Source organism: Paraburkholderia sp. UCT70 (assembly GCF_050434085.1).
Lineage (GTDB): Bacteria > Pseudomonadota > Gammaproteobacteria > Burkholderiales > Burkholderiaceae > Paraburkholderia > Paraburkholderia tuberum.
Map to the genome: position 1 here is coordinate 3,092,265 of NZ_JBNPVZ010000002.1, position 20,200 is coordinate 3,112,464.

Annotated in this window: 17 protein-coding genes and 1 pseudogene; 8 read left to right on the plus strand and 10 right to left on the minus strand. The window is 61.7% G+C overall.

Annotation, left to right across the window (positions count from 1 at the left end; genetic code table 11):
- Positions 1-58: 58 nt before the first annotated feature.
- A complete protein-coding gene (locus tag OKW41_RS16540) occupies positions 59-184 on the minus strand; it encodes a hypothetical protein (RefSeq protein ID WP_429447002.1) in 126 nt (41 codons plus the stop codon).
- Between OKW41_RS16540 and OKW41_RS16545 the strand changes: the two genes are divergently transcribed.
- The gene (locus OKW41_RS16545; RefSeq protein WP_187618695.1) at positions 162-953 is read left to right on the plus strand and encodes a DUF4410 domain-containing protein; all 792 of its coding nucleotides are present in this window, start codon (positions 162-164) and stop codon (positions 951-953) included. The genes OKW41_RS16540 and OKW41_RS16545 overlap by 23 nt on opposite strands.
- A gap of 111 nt (positions 954-1,064) precedes the next feature.
- Here the strand turns inward: OKW41_RS16545 and OKW41_RS16550 are convergent, their stop codons facing one another.
- Positions 1,065-1,496, minus strand: coding sequence for a response regulator (locus OKW41_RS16550; RefSeq protein WP_429291618.1), 432 nt, complete (start codon positions 1,494-1,496; stop codon positions 1,065-1,067).
- 314 nt (positions 1,497-1,810) lie between these two features.
- Between OKW41_RS16550 and OKW41_RS16555 the strand changes: the two genes are divergently transcribed.
- A complete protein-coding gene (locus tag OKW41_RS16555) occupies positions 1,811-4,021 on the plus strand; it encodes a TonB-dependent receptor (RefSeq protein WP_429573192.1) in 2,211 nt (736 codons plus the stop codon).
- A 125-nt stretch (positions 4,022-4,146) separates the two neighbouring features.
- Here OKW41_RS16555 and OKW41_RS16560 read toward each other — a convergent pair whose 3' ends face one another.
- The 3 genes from OKW41_RS16560 to OKW41_RS16570 form a co-directional block, all read right to left on the minus strand.
- On the minus strand, positions 4,147-4,284 hold the full coding sequence (locus tag OKW41_RS16560) for a hypothetical protein (RefSeq protein WP_429444164.1): 138 nt from the start codon (positions 4,282-4,284) through the stop codon (positions 4,147-4,149).
- A gap of 48 nt (positions 4,285-4,332) precedes the next feature.
- A complete protein-coding gene (locus OKW41_RS16565) occupies positions 4,333-4,830 on the minus strand; it encodes a universal stress protein (protein WP_429444165.1) in 498 nt (165 codons plus the stop codon).
- A 552-nt stretch (positions 4,831-5,382) separates the two neighbouring features.
- Positions 5,383-5,700 carry a DUF1840 domain-containing protein gene (locus OKW41_RS16570; RefSeq protein WP_429444166.1) on the minus strand — a complete coding sequence of 106 codons (318 nt, stop codon included), beginning with the start codon at positions 5,698-5,700 and terminating at the stop codon, positions 5,383-5,385.
- Positions 5,701-6,001: 301 nt separating this feature from the next.
- Here OKW41_RS16570 and OKW41_RS16575 point away from each other — a divergent pair, with 301 nt between their 5' ends.
- From OKW41_RS16575 to OKW41_RS16585, 3 genes are all read left to right on the plus strand, one after another.
- Positions 6,002-7,168 (plus strand): HPP family protein, encoded by a 1,167-nt coding sequence (locus tag OKW41_RS16575; protein ID WP_429573193.1) that lies wholly within the window; start codon positions 6,002-6,004, stop codon positions 7,166-7,168.
- Between the two features lie 117 nt (positions 7,169-7,285).
- Entirely contained in the window at positions 7,286-7,702 is a 417-nt protein-coding gene (locus OKW41_RS16580; protein WP_429444168.1) for a MarR family winged helix-turn-helix transcriptional regulator, read from the plus strand.
- A gap of 2 nt (positions 7,703-7,704) precedes the next feature.
- On the plus strand, positions 7,705-9,504 hold the full coding sequence (locus OKW41_RS16585) for a chloride channel protein (RefSeq protein WP_429573194.1): 1,800 nt from the start codon (positions 7,705-7,707) through the stop codon (positions 9,502-9,504).
- A gap of 67 nt (positions 9,505-9,571) precedes the next feature.
- Here the strand turns inward: OKW41_RS16585 and OKW41_RS16590 are convergent, their stop codons facing one another.
- The 4 genes and pseudogenes from OKW41_RS16590 to OKW41_RS16605 form a co-directional block, all read right to left on the minus strand.
- Positions 9,572-9,883: a hypothetical protein gene (locus OKW41_RS16590; RefSeq protein WP_429444170.1), complete on the minus strand. Its 312-nt coding sequence runs from the start codon at positions 9,881-9,883 to the stop codon at positions 9,572-9,574.
- A 215-nt stretch (positions 9,884-10,098) separates the two neighbouring features.
- Positions 10,099-11,001 carry a glutamate/aspartate ABC transporter substrate-binding protein gene (locus tag OKW41_RS16595; protein ID WP_429573195.1) on the minus strand — a complete coding sequence of 301 codons (903 nt, stop codon included), beginning with the start codon at positions 10,999-11,001 and terminating at the stop codon, positions 10,099-10,101.
- 1,105 nt (positions 11,002-12,106) lie between these two features.
- Positions 12,107-12,730, minus strand: a complete 624-nt coding sequence (locus tag OKW41_RS16600; RefSeq protein WP_429573196.1) for a TniB family NTP-binding protein — start codon at positions 12,728-12,730, stop codon at positions 12,107-12,109.
- Positions 12,731-12,771: 41 nt separating this feature from the next.
- Positions 12,772-13,356 (minus strand): annotated as a pseudogene (locus OKW41_RS16605) (IS30 family transposase); the annotation flags it as partial.
- Positions 13,357-14,722: 1,366 nt separating this feature from the next.
- On the opposite strand from OKW41_RS16605, the gene OKW41_RS16610 reads away from it, so the two are divergent.
- Complete coding sequence (locus tag OKW41_RS16610) at positions 14,723-15,454, plus strand: protein-L-isoaspartate(D-aspartate) O-methyltransferase (RefSeq protein WP_429444172.1); 732 nt, start codon at positions 14,723-14,725, stop codon at positions 15,452-15,454.
- Positions 15,455-15,551: 97 nt separating this feature from the next.
- Positions 15,552-18,056, plus strand: coding sequence for a spermidine synthase (locus tag OKW41_RS16615; RefSeq protein ID WP_429573197.1), 2,505 nt, complete (start codon positions 15,552-15,554; stop codon positions 18,054-18,056).
- A gap of 68 nt (positions 18,057-18,124) precedes the next feature.
- Here OKW41_RS16615 and OKW41_RS16620 read toward each other — a convergent pair whose 3' ends face one another.
- Entirely contained in the window at positions 18,125-19,012 is an 888-nt protein-coding gene (locus OKW41_RS16620; protein WP_429573198.1) for a M28 family peptidase, read from the minus strand.
- A gap of 391 nt (positions 19,013-19,403) precedes the next feature.
- On the opposite strand from OKW41_RS16620, the gene OKW41_RS16625 reads away from it, so the two are divergent.
- The gene (locus tag OKW41_RS16625) at positions 19,404-19,736 is read left to right on the plus strand and encodes a hypothetical protein (protein WP_429444175.1); all 333 of its coding nucleotides are present in this window, start codon (positions 19,404-19,406) and stop codon (positions 19,734-19,736) included.
- Positions 19,737-20,200: the final 464 nt, after the last annotated feature.

The following is a 20,200-nucleotide window of genomic DNA, read 5'->3' on the forward strand; positions in this document are numbered from 1 at the left end:
CCATACTTCGTTCGCTGCCGGTGCGTGACGAATCACAGACGCATGAGATCGAAAGGCTTCACGTGCGAATCCCTTCGCCGATGATCGACGATCCCACGGTTGCCCGATCATCGGCGATGGACTCGAACAGACTGGCACCGCGTGCCGACCACAGGATCATCATGTTGACTTCAGTGAACTTCATCAAAAAGAACGCCGCCCGTTTCACCTGCATGGCACTCGTGTGCGGCGGCGCGCTGCTGAGCGGCTGCGCCGGCGCCAGCGTCACGAATCTGAGCGCGACGAGCACGTCCGCGACGGCCGACGCAGGCACGCAATCGACGATGCATCCGGACACGATCTACGTCTACACGTTCGATGCCGATCCGCAGCAGGTCAAGCTCGACAACGGCGGCATGCTGCAAAAACTGAAGATGCAGATGTCGGGCTCGTCGGACGCGCAGAAGCAGGTTGCCGATGCCGCCCAGGTGCGCGAGCAGGTCGCCGACGAGATCGTCCATCAGCTGCAGGCGATGGGTCTGCACGCGGTGCGCACCGACGCGCCGGTGCCCGCCGGCCAGAACGTGCTGCTCGTGCAAGGCAGCTTCGAGACGATCGACGCTGGCAATCGCCGTCGCCGCACGCTGATCGGCTTGGGCGCGGGCAAGAGCGAGGTGAGCAGCGCGGTGCGGATCGTCTACCAGCCCGCGGGCGGCACGCCGCGTGTCGTGCAGAGCTTCACGGCCAACGCGGACAGCGGCAAGATGCCCGGCATGGTCGAAACCGCCGGGGTCGGCGCGGCGGCCGGCACCGTCGCGACCGCGGCAGCGGCCGGCGCGGGCCTGCACGGCGTGACCGAAACGAAGCGCGCGGGCGTGTCGGACGATGCAAAGCGCCTCGCCGATGCAGTCGCGAAACAGATCGCGCAGTTCGGCGTGCAAGCCGGCTGGATGCAGACCGCGCGAAAGAGCTGAGCAGTTGAGCGCGGCGGGTTGCGCGTCCGACTAAAGAGCGCGGTTGAAAAGCGCGGCGGTGTGGAGCGATGCCCACGCCGCCGCGCTTTTTTATCGACGCGCGCCCCGTCGCTAGCCGCGCCACAACCCTCGCAGCAGTGCGAGCAGCGCGGCCGGCGCCGTGCCCTTCTGGCAATAACCGTCGAAGTTGTGGCGCTCGCGGCCGGTTTGCCTCACGTGGTCCTCGTCCAGCGACGTAAACGCGACGATGCCGAGGCTGTGCGTCGGCAGATAGCGGCGCAGCGCGCTCGCCGTTTCGTAGCCGTCGCGCTCCGGCATCATGATGTCGAGCACGACGACGTCGGGCACCCAGTTGCGCACGCAGTGCAGCGCCGCCGTGCAGCCGGTCGCGGCGCGCGCCTCGACGCCCTCGTAGGAAAGCCAGGTGGCAAGCGCTTCGCCGGCGTTCTCGTTGTCGTCGATGACGAGCACGCGCGGCACGTCGTGCAATAGCTGGACCTCTCGGGCGCTCCACCTCTGGCAGGTAGTCGGATTTCGTGGCATGTATGGCGGCCTGCGAGTAAACCTTTGGGCGGGTAGCAAGCGCTGTACCGCGCCTGCGTCGGCGTCAAACCGGTGCGTCGCGGCGGCTCGACGTCATCGAAAACCTCCACTTTTGCCATCAGTTCTGTAAAACGTTGCGCCTCTACAATAGGAATGATTCCTATTTGCACTATAATTCCGCCGAACCTTTCGTTCCGCGCTCGGACTGCTTACATAAACGGCATCATCCGCGCGTGCAACCAGGAAAAATGCCGCCCGGATTCCAACTAGCGCCCCGGGACGGAAGATCGACGAGCACGCCTACTTTCCAATTCATGTCCGTTTCACGCTGGAATCGCCCGCAGGCCACGCCTGCTCAAGCCACTCTGCATCGCGCCACCATCCTTGCCGCCATCGCCGTCGCTTTCAGTGTCCCGGCCAGCGCGTTCGCTCAATCCACCGACTCCGCCCCCGCCGCCGACGGCACGCTGCCCGCCATCAAGGTTCAGGCGGCCGCCGTCGAAGAGTTGCCCGGCGACCTGTCGCCGACATACGCAGGCGGCCAGGTCGCACGCGGCGCCGACTACGGCGTGCTCGGCAAGCAGCGCAACATCGACATGCCGTTCAGCATGACGACCTACACGGCCAAGCTGATCAAGGATCAGCAGGCGCGCACGCTCGCCGACGTGGTCGAAAACGACCCGTCGGTGCGAACCGCGTACGGCTATGGCAACTTCTCGGAAGTGTTCGTGATTCGCGGCTTCCAGCTCAATGCCGACGACATCTCGATCAACGGTCTGTACGGCGTTACGCCGCGCCAGTTGGTCTCGACCGCGGCGGTCGAGCGGGTCGACGTGTTCAAGGGCGCCAACGCGTTCCTGAACGGTGCTTCGCCGACGGGCTCGGCGATCGGCGGCGGCGTGAACGTGCAGCTGAAGCGAGCGGAGGACACGCCGACCACCAACGTGACACTCGCAACCAGCGGCTCCGGCGAGTTCGGCGCGCAGGTGGACGTCGGCCGACGCTTCGGCAGCGAAGGCCAGTTCGGGATCCGCGTGAACCAGGCGAATCGTGACGGCGAGACGAGCATCGACGGCGAACACCGCCGCGACAACACCACGGCCGTCGCGCTCGACTGGCGCGGCGACAAGCTGCGTCTGTCCGGCGACTTCCTGTATCAGCGCGAGCACGTCAGCGACGGCCGCCCGGTCGTCTACTTCACCGACGCGATTCCCGCCGTGCCGCCGGCAACGTACAACTACGCGCAGAACTGGTCGTACACGAACCTCGAAGACACCGTCGGCATCCTGAAGGCCGAATACGACTTCCTGCCGGGCTGGACCGCTTATGCGGCCGGTGGTGTGCGCCGCACGGTCGAGCAAGGTGAGTACTACTCGCCGACCTATTCGTCGACCGGCGTCACCGGTGCCCGTCTCGGCGTGCCGTACAACCAGAATTCGACCTCCGCCGAAGTCGGCGTGCGCGGCCGCTTCGACACTGGCCCGGTGTCGCATATGGTTGCGGCGGGCGGCGCCATCACGAGCGAGAACACCAACTCCGCGTGGACCTACGCCTTCATGGGGCCGGTCTCGCTCTACAACACGGTGCAGACGCCTTACCCGGCCACGACGATGTCAGGCGGCAACCTGGCCGATCCGGGCATGACGGCCACCACGGTGATCCGCAGCGTGTCCGCGTCCGACACGCTCGGCTTCCTGCATGACCGGGTGCTGTTCACCGTCGGCGCGCGTCGCCAGCAGATCGCGACGGCCAACTACGACAACACGGGCATCGGCAGCGGCAACTACAGCGACGGCATCACGACGCCGCTGTTCGGCGTCGTTCTGCGCCCGACGCAGAAGGTGTCGATCTTCGCGAACCGCAGCGAAGCGCTGGCCGCGGGCAGCATCGCCCCGGCGGGCACGCTGAACTACGGTCAACAACTGGCGCCGGTCCGCACGAAGCAGTGGGAAGTGGGTGTCAAGTACGACACCGAAAGGCTCGGTGCGTCGTTTGCCGCTTTCCAGATCGAACAGCCGTCGGCGTTCACCGACCCGGCCACGCATATCTATGGCCTGAACGGCAACGAACGCCATCGCGGTCTCGGAGCCGAAGTGCACGGCGAGCCGCTCAAGGGCCTGCGTCTGCTGGCCGGCGCTTCGCTGATGGACGCGACGCTCGAGAACACACAAGGCGGAACGTACGACGGCAACCGTCCGGTGGGCGTGCCGACTTTCCTGTTCAACCTGGGCGCCGATTACGACATTCCGATGGTGCCGGGGCTCGCGGTCAACGCGCGCTGGATCCATACCGGTGCGCAGGAAGCGAACGCGGCCAACACGCTGTCGATCCCGTCGTGGAGCCGCTTCGACCTGGGGGCGCGTTACGAGACGTCCATCTACGGCAAGAGGACGACGTTGCGCGCCACCGTGCAGAACGTGACGAACAAGGCGTACTGGTCAGCCGTGTCGGCCTACGGCGCGACGACGTACCTGACCCAGGGCGCACCGCGTACGTTCCTGTTGTCGGTCAGCACCGACTTCTGATTGTCTGACGTGATGTCGGTCGCCTGTGCCAGCGGTTTGCATGCATGACAAAACGCTGCCACGCTTTCGGGCTGGCAGCGTTTTAGTGTTTCCGCGCGAACTGAACGGCGTGGCGCCGCCCCTCGTCACTCGACCGGCGGCTCGCCTTCGGGTTTTTTCTTCGGCCGCTGCGCATCGGCGGCGCGCTGCGGCAGCTTGCTCTGTTCGTTATCGCTGTGCCTGACGGGCTGAGGATGATTGAACGGTTCGTCGACGTCTTTCATGGTGTGCCTCCGTGCCAACGCAACACAACTCAACACACAAAACGACGCTCATGAATGTTCGGCGGACCGCGCGATCTCGCCCGTGCCTGCGACTGCGGCCGGCGCATCGGTTGCCGCGCCCATCGTCACCAGCACGCTGCACGTCACGCGATCGAGCAGCAGTCCGTCGTGCCGGCCACCCCACCATCGCGCGAGTCCATGACTGCGACGATGACCGACGACGACCAGATCGGCCTTCAGATCGTTAGCGAAAAACGGAATCTCATCGAGTGGTTCGCCGATCGCGAGATGACCGGTCGCGCGAATTCCGCGTGCGGCGAGCTTCTGTAAGCCCTCGTCGAGCAGCGTTTTGGCGGATTCGTTGATGAAATCGACCGGCACCGCGGACGTGATGTCCGCGCCCTGCATCCACGCCGTATTGTTGAGCACGGAAAGCAGATGCACTTCAGCGTTCAGGTCTTGCGCGAGAGCGGCACCGTCCTTCAACGCGTGTTGTCCTTCGCGAGTTCCGTCGTAGCAGAGAAGAATGCGCTTGAAGCTCGACATGAGAACCTCCTTGCGCCGCGCGGCACGTGGTCAATTAATTATATGTCAATTCGTGATACATACCGCGCAACACCGATGCACGCAAATACCTACAGAAACGCCGTCAGACAGGCGCTATTTGCGAGTTTCGGTTACCACCGAATCCCTGCCCTGAAATAGCGGTTGCTCGGCGCGGCGGTCAGGAACGCCGCGCTACGACTCAGGCCACAGAAAGAAAACATGAGCAGCGTTTGCCGCGGGATCGACGGGCAAACCATAGCCATGCGACCGAGCGGTCCATGCCTCGTGCGGCGAACCGTTCGGCCATTTCACGAGCACCACCGCTCCGCTGGACAACTGGTCGACAAGGGTGCCGCCATACACGCCGATCACACTGCTTCGCACTCCGGTGCCGCACGATGCGGTGCAAGAGCCGCGCACCGGCTGCGGGTATCGGCCGGTCTGCTGCGCGGGTGAGAACGCATAGGCAAGCGGAACGGCGCAAACCGAAATAAGGAGGATTGTGAAACCTCGACGCGACGCAAGTTGTTTCATCGCGATTCCCTCGACGAACTACAGCCCCCAGATGATGTCCGCGTCCGAGTCGCGCGCCGCACGCATCATGTCCAGAAACGGCCACGCGCGCTGCGACAGCCGGTTGCGCGACTCGCGTTGATTACTGGTTGAGCAGTGCAACGCTTCGAGGGTCGTTTCCGCGGCCGTGTCTTCGGTGATGGCGGCTTCGAGCCGATCGATCGCGCGGTGCAGCTCGTCGTGGCTGATAACGCCCCGCTCGCCGAGCCGCTTGCCGATCAGACCAAGCAGATATTGCGCGAGATCCCTGAGCATGACGACATCCGGCGACGCCGTCGATTGAAACGTGATCATCATGATGGCTCCTTTATCGGTCTATCAGGCAACGGGCCAACCGGTCCTCCCAATCCGTCTGCTCTCATTTTATATCACGACGTGATAAACAAGAACGCGCCGAGGGGTGATTTAGGGCCATGCTGAAGCACGTCGGCCGTGTTCTCGACTGTCTGCGATATGCGACAGATTCCGCGCGCCGCGCAAGGGGCGGAGAACTTTTTATATCATATTGAAATATAATCATGACCAGACTGTATTCGCGTTGCCAGGGTCTCCCCGGTAATGTCGGGCCCGGCATCATCGACTACTTTCTGCTCCTATCTTGTCCCGCTCTCCTGCTCTCGGCTGGCTTGCCAGCTTTCTCCCTGCACCGGTCACCGTGAAATGGCACGAGCGTGCGCGTTCGTGCCTCGGCGCGCTGCTCGGCATCGCGTTCACCGGCGGTCTGATGTATCTGCTGCTCGGCCCCGTCGCAAATATTCCGCTGCTCGTCGCGCCGATGGGCGCTTCCGCCGTGTTGCTGTTCGCGGTGCCCGCGAGCCCGCTCGCGCAGCCATGGTCGTTCATCGGCGGCAACCTCGTGTCCGCGACGGTCGGCGTAACCTGCGCGATGCTGATCGGCGATCCGACGCTGGCGGCCGCCCTCGCGGTGGCGCTGTCGATCTCCGGCATGTTCGCGCTGCGCTGCGTGCACCCGCCGTCGGGCGCGGTCGCGTTGACCGCGGTGCTGGGCGGCCCGGTCATTCATGCGCTCGGCTACCGCTTCGTGCTCGAACCGATCGCGATCCAGTCGGCCGCGCTGCTGTTCGCGGCGCTCGTCTATCACGCGGCAACCGGCCACCGTTATCCGCATGCGGGATGCCAGCACCGCGCGTCGCCGAGCCAGGCCGCCGACGAAGCCGCGCGCGTCGGCTTCACGCGCGAAGACGTCAAAGCCGTGCTCGGGCGCCGTGACGAACTGCTCGACATCGACACCGACGACCTCTATTCACTGCTGCGCGAAACCCAGCTTCAGGCGTTCTCGCGCAGCTTCGACGAACTGCGCTGCGAAGACGTGATGTCGCGCCACGTCGTGTCGGTGTCGCCGGGCACGCGCGCCGCCGCCGCATGGCAGTTGTTCAAGCGCCACAACGTGAAGGCGCTGCCGGTCGTCGACGCGGCGCAGAAACTGCTAGGCATCGTCACGCGCGCCGATTTCGTCGACAGAAGGAGCTTCGGCGCGCTCAGTCCGATCCTGAACTACTTCGACGGCTGGCTGCGCGGCGATGCGCTTCGCACGTCGAACGTCGGCAGCGTGATGACCACCGACGTCTGCACCGTCGCCGTCACCGATCCGATCACGGAACTCGTGCCGATGTTCGCGAACTTCGGCCATCACCACATCCCGGTGCTCGACCGCGCGGGCCGCGCGGTCGGCATGATCACGCAGGTGGACCTGATCTCCGGCCTGTATCGGCAAACCGCCACCCGAGCCCGCGAGGCGGCCTGATTTTCAATTAAAAGACCGAGGAGACCTGCCGCGCAATGCCGTTGCGACGGCCGCAATTCGCTTATATACGTCATGACGTGATATATTTTCGGTTTTCTTCGCATCGGCGGATTTGCCATGAAAGTACGGACTCGCAAGCTCCTTAAGAGCGATTTCGAGCAGTTGTCGCAGTTTCGCTACCAGATGCGGCGCTTCGAGCGCTTCTCGGAGCAGGCCGCGCAAAGCGAGGGCATCACGCCGTTGCAATACCTGTTGTTGCTGCACATCAAGGGCTATCCGGAGCGCGACTGGGCGACCGTCGGCGAACTCGCGGAGCGTCTGCAGGCGCAACATCACGGCGTCGTCGCGCTGGTATCGCGCTGCGAGGCACTGAATCTCGTGCGCCGCCAGGTCAGCGAGACCGATCGCCGCCAGGTTGAAGTACACATCGAAAGAGCGGGAGAACGGGTACTCGAACGGCTTGCGGAACTGCATCGCGCCGAATTGAGATCGCTCGAAGGCTCCTTCCAGGTTCCACGGATCGACCTCGACTAACCATGAGCATGGATTCCCACAAACGCGACTTCGCGACGAATGCACGGCTGCCCGGCATCTTCGCGCTCGCCGCAGGCATCGGCTTCGTCAGCACGATTGCCGCCTTTGTTCTGCTGAACCTGATTCGCCTGTTCACCAATCTGTTTTTCTTCGGCACGCTGTCGTTCGTCGACCGCTCGCCCGCCACCAATACGCTTGGCATTTGGGTGATCGGCGTGCCGGTGATCGGTGGTTTGATCGTCGGGCTGATGGCGCGCTTCGGCTCCGAAAAGATTCGCGGCCACGGCATTCCCGAGGCGATCGAGGCGATCCTGTTCGGTAAGAGCAGGATGTCGCCGAAAGTGGCGGTGCTCAAGCCGTTGTCGTCGGGCATCGTGATCGGCAGCGGCGGGCCGTTCGGCGCGGAAGGCCCGATCATCATGACCGGCGGCGCGCTCGGCTCGCTGATCGCGCAGTGCGTGAAGGTCACGTCGGCGGAACGCAAGACGCTGCTCGTAGCGGGCGCGGCGGCCGGCATGACCGCGGTGTTCGGCACGCCGCTCGCGGCCGTGCTGCTCGCGGTCGAACTGCTGCTGTTCGAATGGCGGCCGCGCAGCTTCCTGCCAGTCGCGGTGGCGTGCGCGGTCGCTGGCTTCGCCCGCGTTATTTTCTTCGGTACAGGTCCGCTGTTTCCGCTACAGACTGCCGCGCCCGATGGCTGGTCGCTGCTGTCGTGCGCGGTCGCGGGCGTGTTGTCGGGCGCGCTGGCGTCCGGCCTGTCCGCCGCGCTCTACAAGGTGGAAGACCTGTTCGGCAAGCTGCCGATCCACTGGATGTGGTGGCCTGCGCTCGGCGGCATCGTCGTCGGCATCGGCGGCTGGCTCGAACCGCGCGCGCTCGGCGTCGGTTACGACGTGATCGGCGATCTGCTGCATCAGCACATTGCGGTGCAGGTCGCCCTTTTGCTGCTCGCCGTGAAGGCGGTGATGTGGGTCATCGCGCTCGGCTCGGGCACGTCGGGCGGTGTGCTCGCACCGCTCCTGATGCTCGGTGCCGGACTCGGCGCGGTGCTCGGGCATTGGCTCCCGGGCAGCGAACCGGCGCTGTGGCCGCTCGTCTGCATGGCCGCGACGCTTGGTGCCACGCTCGGCGCGCCGCTGACGGCCATCGTGTTCGCGTTCGGCCTCACGCACGACGCCAACGCGCTATTGCCGCTACTGACGGCAACGCTGATCGCGCACGGCTTCTCCACGGTCGTGATGCGGCGCTCGATCATGACCGAAAAAATCGCGCGACGCGGCTATCACATCTATCGCGAGTACGGCGTCGATCCGCTCGAGCGCCACTATGTCGACGAAGTGATGACCGCCTCGGTCGAATCGGTCGATGCCGCCACGACGGTCGGCGCAACGCTGCAGACGCTGTTCGGCGCGAACCAGCTGCGCCGCGCGTATCCGGTGGTGCGCGACGGCGCGGTGATCGGCGTGGCCGACCGCATGTTGCTCGAACGCTTCTGCGCCGAGGACACGGAACGCAAGCGCGCGATGACGCTCGCCGACGTGTTCGCGCAACACAACACCGCGTTTGCTTTGTCATCCGAAACCTGCCGGCTGGTGGCGACGCGGCTCGCCGTGCTGGGGCTCGAACGCCTCCCGGTGGTCGCCGATCGCAACAGCATGCGTCTGGTGGGGATCGTGTCGCGCAGCGATCTGGTCAAGCCGTCGCTCGCGCACTTCGAAGAAGAACACAAACGGGAACGATTCCGTCGTATCGGGCCGTCGCTCAGCAAGCGGCGCTTCGCGCCGGTTCGTAAAGCCAGCTAAAAAGACCGCAGTAAAAATCAAAGGCCGAGCCCCGTTAGGGCCTCGGCCTTTTTATTCGCGCATGGAGCTATTTGCCCGCGCCACGCGACTCGACGCAACCCAGCACGAGCGTGTCGCCCGATTTCGCGCCGGGACCCAGCGCCGCAGTGTGGAAGTCCGCGTGGTCGCAATGCCATTCGGCGTGGAAGTCGCGTGGGCATGCCATCGTCGTGCCACCTTTGTGCAGACCGGGCAGCGCGTAATCGCAAGTTTCCCGTCCGTTGCAATGACGCTCGAGCTCACGAGTCAGGTTGCCGCGCGGCGCGCCGCAATTCTCGCCATAGGTGCCCGATATGATCGTAATCGCGCGCATTTGTGCGTCGGCGTTTGCGGACACCATGAATACGCCGCTTGCCAACGCCAGCGCAGCACGAAGAATTCCACTGGGGAAAATCCGTCCGCGCCGCGAAGATTCCATCGGCCTCTTCACTTTGCACCTCCGTTCCAGCTATAGGCGACGTTCAACCGAAACGCGCCGCCTATAGCCAGGTATAGAGGAAAGAGCAAAAGTCTGCCACAAGAAACCATTCCTACGCGCAATAGCGGCCAAAGCCGTTATTCGAGCGCCTTGTCGTTTGGCGTCGCGTAAAGCTGTTGCAGCGAATCGCTCATCGGAAAGTCGAAGCTGATGTTTTTCGGCGGCACCGGCTTGATGAACCATCGGTCGTACATCGTGTGGATTTCCGGTCCTTTCATCACCTGTTCGAGCGTGTCGTCGACGAGCTTTCTGAACTCCGGATCGTCGCGGCGCAACATGAAGCCATACGCTTCCGACGATTGTGGCGTGCCGGTGATGATCCAGTCCGACGGCTTCGCGGTCAGCGTGCGCGTGCCGGCAAGCAACACGTCATCCATCATGTACGCGACGGCGCGGCCGCTTTCGAGCGTGAGACGCCCTTCGCCGTAATCTTTCGCGCTGATGATCTGCATGTTCATCTTCTTGTCCTCGTTCATCTTGCGCAGGATGCGCTCGGACGTCGTGCCCTGATTCGTCACGACCGTCTTGCCCGCGAGATCCGGAAAGTCCTTGATGCCCGAGTCCTTGCGTGTCAGAAGACGCGTCGTCGCGATGAAGAACGTGTCGGCGAACGTCACCTGGCTTTGGCGCGCGACGAGATTGGTCGTCACGCCGCATTCGAGATCGACCGTGCCGTTCTGCACGAGCGGAATGCGATTCTGCGAGGTGACCGGGATGAAGCGCACCTTGAGGTCCGGACGCTTCGTTTTCGCCTTGACCGCATCGATGACCTTGTTGCACAGGTCCTGCGAAAAGCCGACCACCTCGTTGTTCGTGTCGACGTACGAGAACGGTACCGACGTCTCGCGATGGCCAATCGCGATCACGCCGCTTCGCTGGATCTTCGCGAGCGTGGGCGTCGCGTCCTGCGCGAACGCGCCCGGACTCGCCAACGTTGCCGCCATGAGCATGGCAACAGTGGACCAATTCATCACTTTCATGGGTATCTCCAATCGTGCGGCAGGTTCCTGATGGATGGCGGGCTGCTGCGCCAGCCGTCTACATATGTTGCCATTAAAAAAATAAATGCAACATATGTTAACTACCGAGTGTTGAAACGCCGCGTGGCTTAAGACGACCGGATAACTGAGATCACAAGCGCGGCTTTCGCTGCCGCGGATCGGCTCAGCGCCAACTCAAATGAGACTGCCCGACACGCCAGATGAGATTTTCCGCCTTCCACGTCAAACTTGATGAGATTTTGGAAGTTCACGGCGACTTCTCGTATCATTGTTGACGATAAAACTTATTAATTGAAAAGCAATTAAAATAGCTTAAAACCCCTCGCGACGCTCGGGGCCAAACATACGGATCGCCTGTAGTGCGCGGAGCCGGGCCACTGATCCGTATCTCATCAGAGGACGGAGCGTCCGTTGCGGAGTTTCCGCACTGCTGTTGCGACGCAGCAAAGCGGCAAGCCCGTCAATCGACCGTCTATCATTCAGTGAGAGGGCGGCGGCCGTATTTGACCAATCAAAATCTTCTTCGCTACGCGTAAAGTCAATATCTTCGAGAAGGAGAAAAAGACGTACGAGATCTCCAACGAGTCCATGATCTCTTCGGGCGAATGCACGTTCAATAGACATCGCGAAAGGCGACGCTGACTGGGGTTTTGCCTTCCGCAAATCAAATCCGCAAGAACAGACAGAGGGGGCACCACGGTCCAACCCGAGCGTTTGTCTGCACTCAGGACATTCGAAAAGCAACGCCTGCATATGAATAACGCACGAACATATAAGTCGGTTGGACCACCGACGGCGAAGATAATCGCATTCGCAAAGACATGAAACGCAGACAGGTGTCGCGTATGCTCGGAGCAACGAAGCCCGTGGTCGTGCTGCATAACTCAGAAAGAAATCCCTTTCGCCGTTAAAAACGACCGTGGACGCCAGTGACGATATGCCCAATGTGTCAAATATCTCCTGAAGCACCTTTGGGTCAGTCAGTACTGGTCGACGAAACCGCAGTTGAAAGGCGAGCAACATCTCTAACGGTGATCGCCATCCGTTCAATAAAGCGGCCCTGAGGAGGACGCCTTGCGGCGATTCATCCGCAAATGGATTTGGACGAGCCAATAGGTGATCGTTCATCCCTCAACTGCTCCATGTATGCCTCCTTCACACGCGCATCTGACAGCCGAAATGGATTAACACCTGGCGGAGTTAGCGCGACCGACGAGGTTATCCCTTTATCGAAGGCCGCCGCCAGATCCTCCATCGTCAGCGAATCTCGCCCTGAACTAAACGCTTTTAGACACGCCTCTTTGATGAGCAAAGTGATAAAGCCAGGGATACCTCGTGTAGCAAGGCACATTCGCCATACATTCAAATAGTTTGAGAAATCAAGCATTTCAGAGATTCCGATCTTTTTTTTACACTCATCAATGTATTCAATCAGATATGAATCCAGCGATTTTCCTAATTTTTCATCTCCCGCCACAAGCATCCCTAGCGAAAATCTCCGTGCGAAACGCCGAGCAAGCTGCTCATCACTTTCCAACAAATCCAAACAATCAGGCGTTCCCACCAAACATATCGCTATAGAAGTTGCATCGATCAACGTCTTAATCCACTTGCACACATTCTTCCCAAAAGTCGAGCCCTTAAGCTTGAGATGATTAAATTCATCAAGAAATATTATTTCCGTTTCACAAGTCTCAAGTATTTTCACGAATCGCTCGGCGGTTTCAAGAGTGAAGCGCAACAGCGGGTTTAATGTTTAGAGCCTTGAGGTTGACTTGCTGAAGCAAGGGTCGCGGCGAAGACCTCGAACGGCGAATGGAAGGCATGACTTGCACGAGGTCGGCTGTTCAGACTGTCGGCGATAGCGTCAAGTTCGTCCTGACTGTAGACCGAAAGGTCCGTGCCTTTGGGCAGATACTGGCGCAGCAGCCCGTTGGTGTTTTCGCAAGTGCCGCGTTGCCAGGGACTGTGCGGGTCGCAGAAGTACACCTTCACGCCGGTTGCGGCGGTGAGTTCTTGATGCCGCGACATTTCTTTGCCCTGGTCGTAGGTGAAGCTCTGCCGTAATGGCGCGACAATCGAATTGAGTTTGGCGGAGAAGCCGGCCAGCGCTGAAGCGGCGGTGGCATCTTCCATCCTGGCAAGCAGCACCAGACGGCTGGTCCGTTCGACCAGCACGCCTACCGAGGACTGGTTGCCGGCACCCTTGATGAAGTCGCCTTCCCAGTGCCCAGGCAGCAGTCGGTCTTCGATTTCGGGCGGCCGCACATGAATACTGACCATGTCGGGAAACAGCGAACCCCTCCCTCCAGGTTTCCCCATTCTTGGTTTTCGACGTCCCCTTATAACGCCGTCGTGCCCTGCTATCGCTGCTCGGGCAGCAGCAATTTGCAAATCTATGCTCATAGCTATGCTCCAGTTTCGGGCTACCTCAGCTGAGGTGCACGATTCTTTGGACGAGCGCTCACCTCAGATCGAAAAAAATCTGATTGGGCGATTGACCTGAGGAGCGGGCTGAGTAGAATGAGCTGCATCGGATGTGAGATTCGACGCAGTACACATTCGCACATGTTTTTCAGCCGTATCTGACTCTCGTTCAAAGACTTGAACCAGAAAGCATTCGGGCACTTTCACCAGTTTGGCCTCCAGAGGGTGAATCGTCCGCAAATATGCGACCATTAAGAATCTACCGCCTTTATCCGCAGATAGACGGGGATGAGTTGAGGAAGCGTAATTTAAAGCCTGGCTTCGCCGACATCTGGGATCCGTGGTGAATTGTCCAACGCACACAGTTAGCGTTGCGACTAGCGAACTGACGGTCGCTCGAAAGTGGTTCGCCGTGGGATCGGTTCGTCAAGCGATTCGCGTATGGACAACGGTTAGCTGGGGTCGTATCCGTCCTTCGGCACCCTTAGCAGTGAGGGACTAATAGCCGGCGTTTTCGTCCGCTATTAGTTAGGCGCCTGATTTTCTTTATTGAATGTGACGCGGATGTTCTATCACAAAAGCCAGTTGCCTACATCCGCAATTCGGCCATTGCAGACATTGGCACGGCTGGTGTTCTACGTCAGCAATGTGGCGGACCGCTGACGGTGACGTCATCGAGCAACCCTACGGCAGCTTTCCGCATCAGCGAACTCACACTCTCGACCCGGAACGGACGTATGCCGTTGCGAGAGATCAAAGACCGCTCTCAATGGCTCTCCGGCCATTCGGTTTCCTGTTTGCTCGGCATTGGGCGAATCCCATGCGAGGTCCAATAGTCGTTCGGCGCTTTGAGTGTTACAACAGATCTCTTCTGTTAGACCGGCGGGTCTTTCTTGACGTCGGAAGTTGCGCAGAGCTCGCAGCGATGATGTCTGACACGCGGCAAGCGCTACACTCCGGCACTCACGGGTGTCGAAGTTTTTCGTTGTGAAGCGATGCGCTCGCGCATTCCGGAATCAAGGCCATTGCATCGTTAATGCGACGGTTAATGCGACGCTCGCTGGTAGCCACTTCCATGCGGTGAAGTGGCCCGAGCCGGGCATCCTCATTCAGACGTCAGTCAGCTGTATCAGCGCATGCCGCCGCCATTGGGCGACGAGCTCGGGGGCTGCGCCTGACACGCGGCGGGCCGGGCGCGCCCTGTCCGACCGCGCGTGCGCGGGCGTAGAATTGCAGCACGTCAGGCAACAGGGGCGGCACGGTGAAACCAGTCATGCTGCGCTGGCTGCGCACCCTGATTCCAGCAATTGCTCTGGTGTGGATGTCTTGCGGCATTCACGCGGCCGACGATTTTGCGCCCCTTCGTGCGAAAATGATCAACGACATCGCGGATCTCACGGCCGAAACCTTCGCCGCAACCGGCAGACCCGCCATCGATCCGCGCGTGCTCGACGCGATGGACCAGGTGCCCCGCCACCAGTTCGTCCGGCCTGGCGAGGAGCGCGACGCCTACGAGAACCGGCCGCTTCCCATCGGCTATGGCCAGACCATTTCGCAGCCGTACATTGTCGCGCTGATGACCGACCTGATGATGATCAAGCCCACTGATGTCGTGCTGGAGGTCGGCACCGGCTCCGGGTACCAGGCGGCGATCCTCTCGACACTCGCGCGAGCAGTATATACGATCGAAATCATCGAGCCTTTGGGCAAGGTGGCACAGGAGCGCCTGCAGCGGCTCGCGTACAAGCGGGTGAACACCACGGTGGGAGACGGCTATTACGGGTGGGAAGCCCACGCACCCTACGACGCCATCATCGTCACGGCCGCCGCGAGCCATGTCCCTCCTCCTCTCGTGCGGCAGTTGAAGCCGGGCGGCAGGATTGTCATTCCGGTAGGCGCGCCGTTTCTGACACAGTATCTGCTGCTGATCACGAAGGCGAACGACGGGACCGTCTCCACGCGACAGATTCTGCCCGTCAGCTTCGTGCCGCTCGTCGGGCACTGATTCTGCGCGGGAATCAGGCGACGCAAAGGGACAACGCGCCCCCCATCAGCATGGGCTAAGCGTCCCCGTCCTCCACCCCCTTCAGGTACACGCAATCATGCCCGCCGCGCCGTTGTTCGCCCTCTCCCTGCTCTCGGCCGCAGTGCTTGGTTACGAGATCCTGTTGATGCGACTCTTTTCGATCATTCAATGGCATCACTTCGCGTACATGATGATCAGCGTCGCCCTGCTGGGTTACGGAGCAGCCGGCGCGATGGTTGCGCTGGCGCAACGCTGGCTCGCGCCCCGGTTCGCAGCCGTGTTCGTCGGCAGCGCATTTCTGTTCGGCGTTCTTTCGGTTGCCTCGTTCGCTTTCGCTCAGCGTGTCGCGTTCAACCCGCTGGAGATTCTGTGGGATCCGCGCGAACCTTTGCGCCTGCTCCTGATCTATCTGCTCCTCTTCGTTCCTTTCTTTTGCGCCGCGACCAGCGTCTGTCTCACGTTCACGCGGTTCAACGATCAGATTCCCCGCATTTACAGTTTCGACATCGGCGGGGCGGGCTTGGGCAGCATCGCAATCATTGGCGTGCTATTCGCGCTCCGGCCACTGGATGCGCTACGGTTACTGGGTGCTGCGGGCATTGCGGCAGCGGCGCTGGCATGTGTCGAATGCCGCTGGCACCGGCCGTGGTTGCCGGCCCTGTTGCTCGGCGCCGCGACCGTATTGGCCGTCGGCCTGCCGCGCGACTGGCTCGCATTGCGGCCGTCGGAGTACAAGGAATTGAGCCAGGCCCTGCGCATCAAGGACGCGCACGTGGTCGCCGAAAGCTCAAGCCCGCTGGGTCTCGTCACGGTGGTGGAGAGCCCCTTGATTCCTTTCCGGCATGCGCCCGGGCTGAGCCTCAACGCGACGATGGAGCCGCCGCCGCAACTCGGCGTGTTTACCGACGGCGACGGACTGTCCGCGCTCAATCGCTATGACGGACGGCGGGAACCGCTCGGTTACCTTGACTATCTGACCTCCGCGCTTCCTTATCATTTGCTGCGGCGGCCCAAAGTCCTCGTGCTTGGCAGCGGCGCTGGAGTCGACGTATTGCAGGCGCTGTACCACGAAGCGAGCGCGATCGACGCGGTAGAACTGAATCCGCAGATAGTCGACGCGGTGCAGCGCCGCTTCGCCGATTTTTCTGGCAAGCCTTACAGCGCACCCAACGTTCGCATGTTGATCGGCGAAGCGCGGGGTTTCGTCGCCGCGAGCAGCGAGCGCTACGATCTCATCCAGGTCGCTTTGCTGGATTCGTTCAGCGCCTCCTCGGCCGGCCTTTACGCACTTTCCGAGAGCTACCTGTACACCGTGCAGGCGTTTCAGGACTATCTGCGCCATCTCAACCCGGGTGGCATGCTGGCGATCACGCGCTGGGTCACGCTGCCCCCGCGCGACGTCCTGAAGCTGTTTGCGACGGGCGTCCTGGCGATGGAGAGCACCGGCGTGACGCAACCGTTTCGTCGGCTCGTGCTGATCCGCGGCTGGAATACCGCGACGCTGCTGGTCAAGAACGGCGAGTTCGATGACGCGGACATCGCCGCGCTGGGCACCTTCTGCCGCGCCCGTTCGTTCGACGTCGGATACTACCCGGGGATGCAGGCCGACGAAGCGAATCGCTACAATGTGCTTGAAAGACCCTACTTCTTCGAAGCCGCGCGCGCTCTGCTGAGCCCCGGGCGGGACACGTTCTGGGCACGCTACAAGTTCGACGTCCGCCCCGCCACGGACGACAAGCCGTACTTCTTTCACTTCTTCAAATGGCGGTCGCTGCCTGAGTTTCTCGCGTTGAAGGGGCGAGGTGGCCTGCCCTTGCTGGAATGGGGCTATCCGGTACTGATCGCGACGCTGCTTCAGGCCACGTTGACGGCCATGGCATTGATCCTCTTTCCTCTCTGGGTAATGACGCGCCGCCAGCGCACGGCGCATGGTTCGCCGCTCTTAAAGGCTACCTCCCGCGGTAACGCCGCTGCTTCGGTGGCGGCGATATCCGGATGTAGGGTCGCGATATATTTCGTCGCGATCGGCTTCGCCTTCATGTTCATCGAAATCGCGTTCATCCAGAAGTTCATCCTGCTCCTGAGTCACCCGCTCTACGCTGTCGCCGTCGTGCTATGCGCGTTCCTTTCGTTCGCGGGACTTGGAAGCCGGTACACGCAGCACCTGCAGGGCCGCGAGCCGCTCCTGGCCGGCTACGCGCCGCAGCCGTGCAGGAACACGAATCGCTGGTCGGTCGCGGCGACGGCCATCGGTGCGATCTCCGCCATCTCGTCCTTCTACCTGCTTGTGCTCCCCGCTCTGTTCCCGTTGCTGATCCCGCTATCCGATCCGGCCAGGATCGTGATCGCCGTGCTGCTCGTCGCGCCGCTCGCGTTTGCGATGGGGATGCCCTTTCCGCTGGGGCTCAGCCGCGTTGCTGCCGGCGCCGAAATGCTCGTGCCGTGGGCCTGGGGCGTCAACGCGTGCACTTCCGTGATGGCTGCAGTTCTGGCGACGGTACTGGCAATTCATCTGGGCTTTACCGCAGTGGTCGTGATAGCGGTCTTGCTCTATCTTGCCGCGGCGGCTGCCTATCCTTGATCCGGCATGATCCGGTTTGATTCGGCGTGGTTTCCAACGGGCCCGCGTGCTCCCGAGCAGGATTGGACTCACCGCATGCCGGGTCCGGCGGGCGTGGGCGTGAGCGACGCGACGCTCGCTGCGAGCCCGAGCGTCACGGCAGCCATGCGGCCATAGTCGAGCGTCGCGGGGACGTCGTGCGCGGTATGGTAGTGTGGGTTGCGCAGGTACGCGGTGTCCGTGACCATCACAGCCGGAAAGCCTTCGCGCCAAAAAGATGAGTGATCGCTCAGCGCGACGCCCGGCACCCACCACGACAACGCCGCGCGTTGCAGCGGAAAATCCGACGAGGCCTGAAACGCGTTGGTTAGCCATCCCAGTCGCTGCGCCGAGCGAAGGTTGGAAACGAAGCCGATGAAATTGCCGCTTGACGGATAGAAGCAACGCAGCAGCGGCGGATACGCCTGGGTGCCTGGCTCGTCCCGGTAGTAGCCCAGCATCTCGAGCGACAGCATCAGGCGAATGCGATCCCCGCGCAGACGTGCCGCCCTCGCATACCGCAGGCTTCCCATGTCGCGGCGGAAGAAGAACGGCGCCTCCTCATTCACGAACGCGACACAGCGCATGGAGTACTGGGGCGCAAACGCCCGAAGCAGGAACATCGTCTCGAGCAGCGCCGCGACGCCGCTGGCGTTGTCGTCGGCCCCCGGACTGCCGGGCACCGTGTCGTAATGCGTACCCAGTACGATGATTTCGTCAGGTTCAAGACAGCTTGGCAGCGCCGCCTCGACGTTCGCGCACTGGACGCCCCGTACCAGATACTTTTGGCGCGTCACCGCACAGCCACGTATCGCCCATTGCCGTTCGATATAGTCGGCAGCAGCGTGCAGCGCAGCGGGGCGGAGCACGTTGCGCTCGCCAATGTCTCCAGCAAGGATGTTCACATGGCGTTGCAACGCCGCAGTCAGGTCGGACACGCTCGCAGTCCGCATACGACTTCCTCCGCACACGTCGTGATCGACTCGAAGCTGGACCGGTTGCAGCTGGGCGGTTCGGTGTGTGTCGACGCGTGCGATGCGCGGATTTCCGCTCGCCCGCCCACGCTCACGGTCACAGTAAAAGCGTCGTGTCGCCGCTCGATGGTTTCAGCCTAGCCGTCAGCCGCGAGAATTCAAGGCTCAATGCGTGCGTGGATGCGGACCGGTAACGTTTTTCAATCGAGACTGGCGACGGATATTCTGGCTGACGGGATCTCTCGCCCACCGTCACGCTGAAGCGGAAGTGCTCAATTCAGGTTCCGCGAGCGTCTGGTGCCGCCCGTGAATGAGCCGATGCCTATATCACGCAATGGTTAAGGGAGCCGATTCGATGCCTGAACAAATTACCAAGTATCCAGACGTGACGCTCCGGGTGCTGAAAGGTGTGGGTGCGGTGTGCGGTGAGGGAGCCGCCCAGAAGCTCCTGACGCAATGCCCTGCTGAGCGGTTCTGCGCGCTCCCGACTGGCGAGATCTGCGTCTATGGGATCAACGAGATCTCGAACATGACGCAAATCACTGCGCGCGAAATCGCCGCTATCGTTGCCGCGAAGTGCCAATCCGACGCAATGCCGCTACCGGCGACGTGGTGGGTAGGAAGTGTCCTTCTTGGGACCGGCTTACTGGCGGGCTTTGTGCTGGGGAAATACATGAAAAGGCGGTAGGCGATCAAAGGCGAACCGAATTCGCCGACATCGACTCGACCAATCCCGTCATTCGAGCCTTCCGTCATAGAGCGAAGCGCGCAGCATATGTCGCTCAAGCGCAAACAACTTGGCGAACGCTTTGCCATGTGGCATCGCTTTGCTGGGTTGGCCCAAACTCCGTCTGCTTTCTGAGCAGTCTCGCGTGAGCTGCACTTTTGCGCCGTCAGCGATTTAACGTGACAAAGCCCTTCACTGGTAGGGCGTATGCGACGTCACTGGAGATTATCAGGCAGGACTGGGGCTGTCGCGTTGCGCTAACCGCTTGGCGAGTGCATGATTGATCAAGCCTGTGTGCGCAGGACGAATTCCTGTTGGCAGCAACAGCCCAGAAACTTTGGACGAATGGTCCGGAGGCTCGCTCCGCGCGACGCAGCGATGACTGCGATGGCGGTCTAAAGTGAAAAGAGGAGCGAAAGTCCTCG

Bases quoted from the DNA above. Each gene is read 5' to 3' on its own strand.
- OKW41_RS16585 (WP_429573194.1), top strand. From the start codon at position 7,705: ATGAGCATGGATTCCCACAAACGCGACTTCGCGACGAATGCACGGCTG.
- OKW41_RS16565 (WP_429444165.1), bottom strand. From the start codon at position 4,830: ATGTCGAGCTTCAAGCGCATTCTTCTCTGCTACGACGGAACTCGCGAA.
- OKW41_RS16590 (WP_429444170.1), bottom strand. From the start codon at position 9,883: ATGGTGTCCGCAAACGCCGACGCACAAATGCGCGCGATTACGATCATA.
- OKW41_RS16560 (WP_429444164.1), bottom strand. From the start codon at position 4,284: ATGAAAGACGTCGACGAACCGTTCAATCATCCTCAGCCCGTCAGGCAC.
- OKW41_RS16545 (WP_187618695.1), top strand. From the start codon at position 162: ATGTTGACTTCAGTGAACTTCATCAAAAAGAACGCCGCCCGTTTCACC.
- OKW41_RS16570 (WP_429444166.1), bottom strand. From the start codon at position 5,700: ATGATGATCACGTTTCAATCGACGGCGTCGCCGGATGTCGTCATGCTC.
- OKW41_RS16555 (WP_429573192.1), top strand. From the start codon at position 1,811: ATGTCCGTTTCACGCTGGAATCGCCCGCAGGCCACGCCTGCTCAAGCC.
- OKW41_RS16595 (WP_429573195.1), bottom strand. From the start codon at position 11,001: ATGAAAGTGATGAATTGGTCCACTGTTGCCATGCTCATGGCGGCAACG.
- OKW41_RS16610 (WP_429444172.1), top strand. From the start codon at position 14,723: ATGCTGCGCTGGCTGCGCACCCTGATTCCAGCAATTGCTCTGGTGTGG.
- OKW41_RS16580 (WP_429444168.1), top strand. From the start codon at position 7,286: ATGAAAGTACGGACTCGCAAGCTCCTTAAGAGCGATTTCGAGCAGTTG.
- OKW41_RS16625 (WP_429444175.1), top strand. From the start codon at position 19,404: ATGCCTGAACAAATTACCAAGTATCCAGACGTGACGCTCCGGGTGCTG.
- OKW41_RS16540 (WP_429447002.1), bottom strand. From the start codon at position 184: ATGAAGTTCACTGAAGTCAACATGATGATCCTGTGGTCGGCACGCGGT.
- OKW41_RS16550 (WP_429291618.1), bottom strand. From the start codon at position 1,496: ATGCCACGAAATCCGACTACCTGCCAGAGGTGGAGCGCCCGAGAGGTC.
- OKW41_RS16615 (WP_429573197.1), top strand. From the start codon at position 15,552: ATGCCCGCCGCGCCGTTGTTCGCCCTCTCCCTGCTCTCGGCCGCAGTG.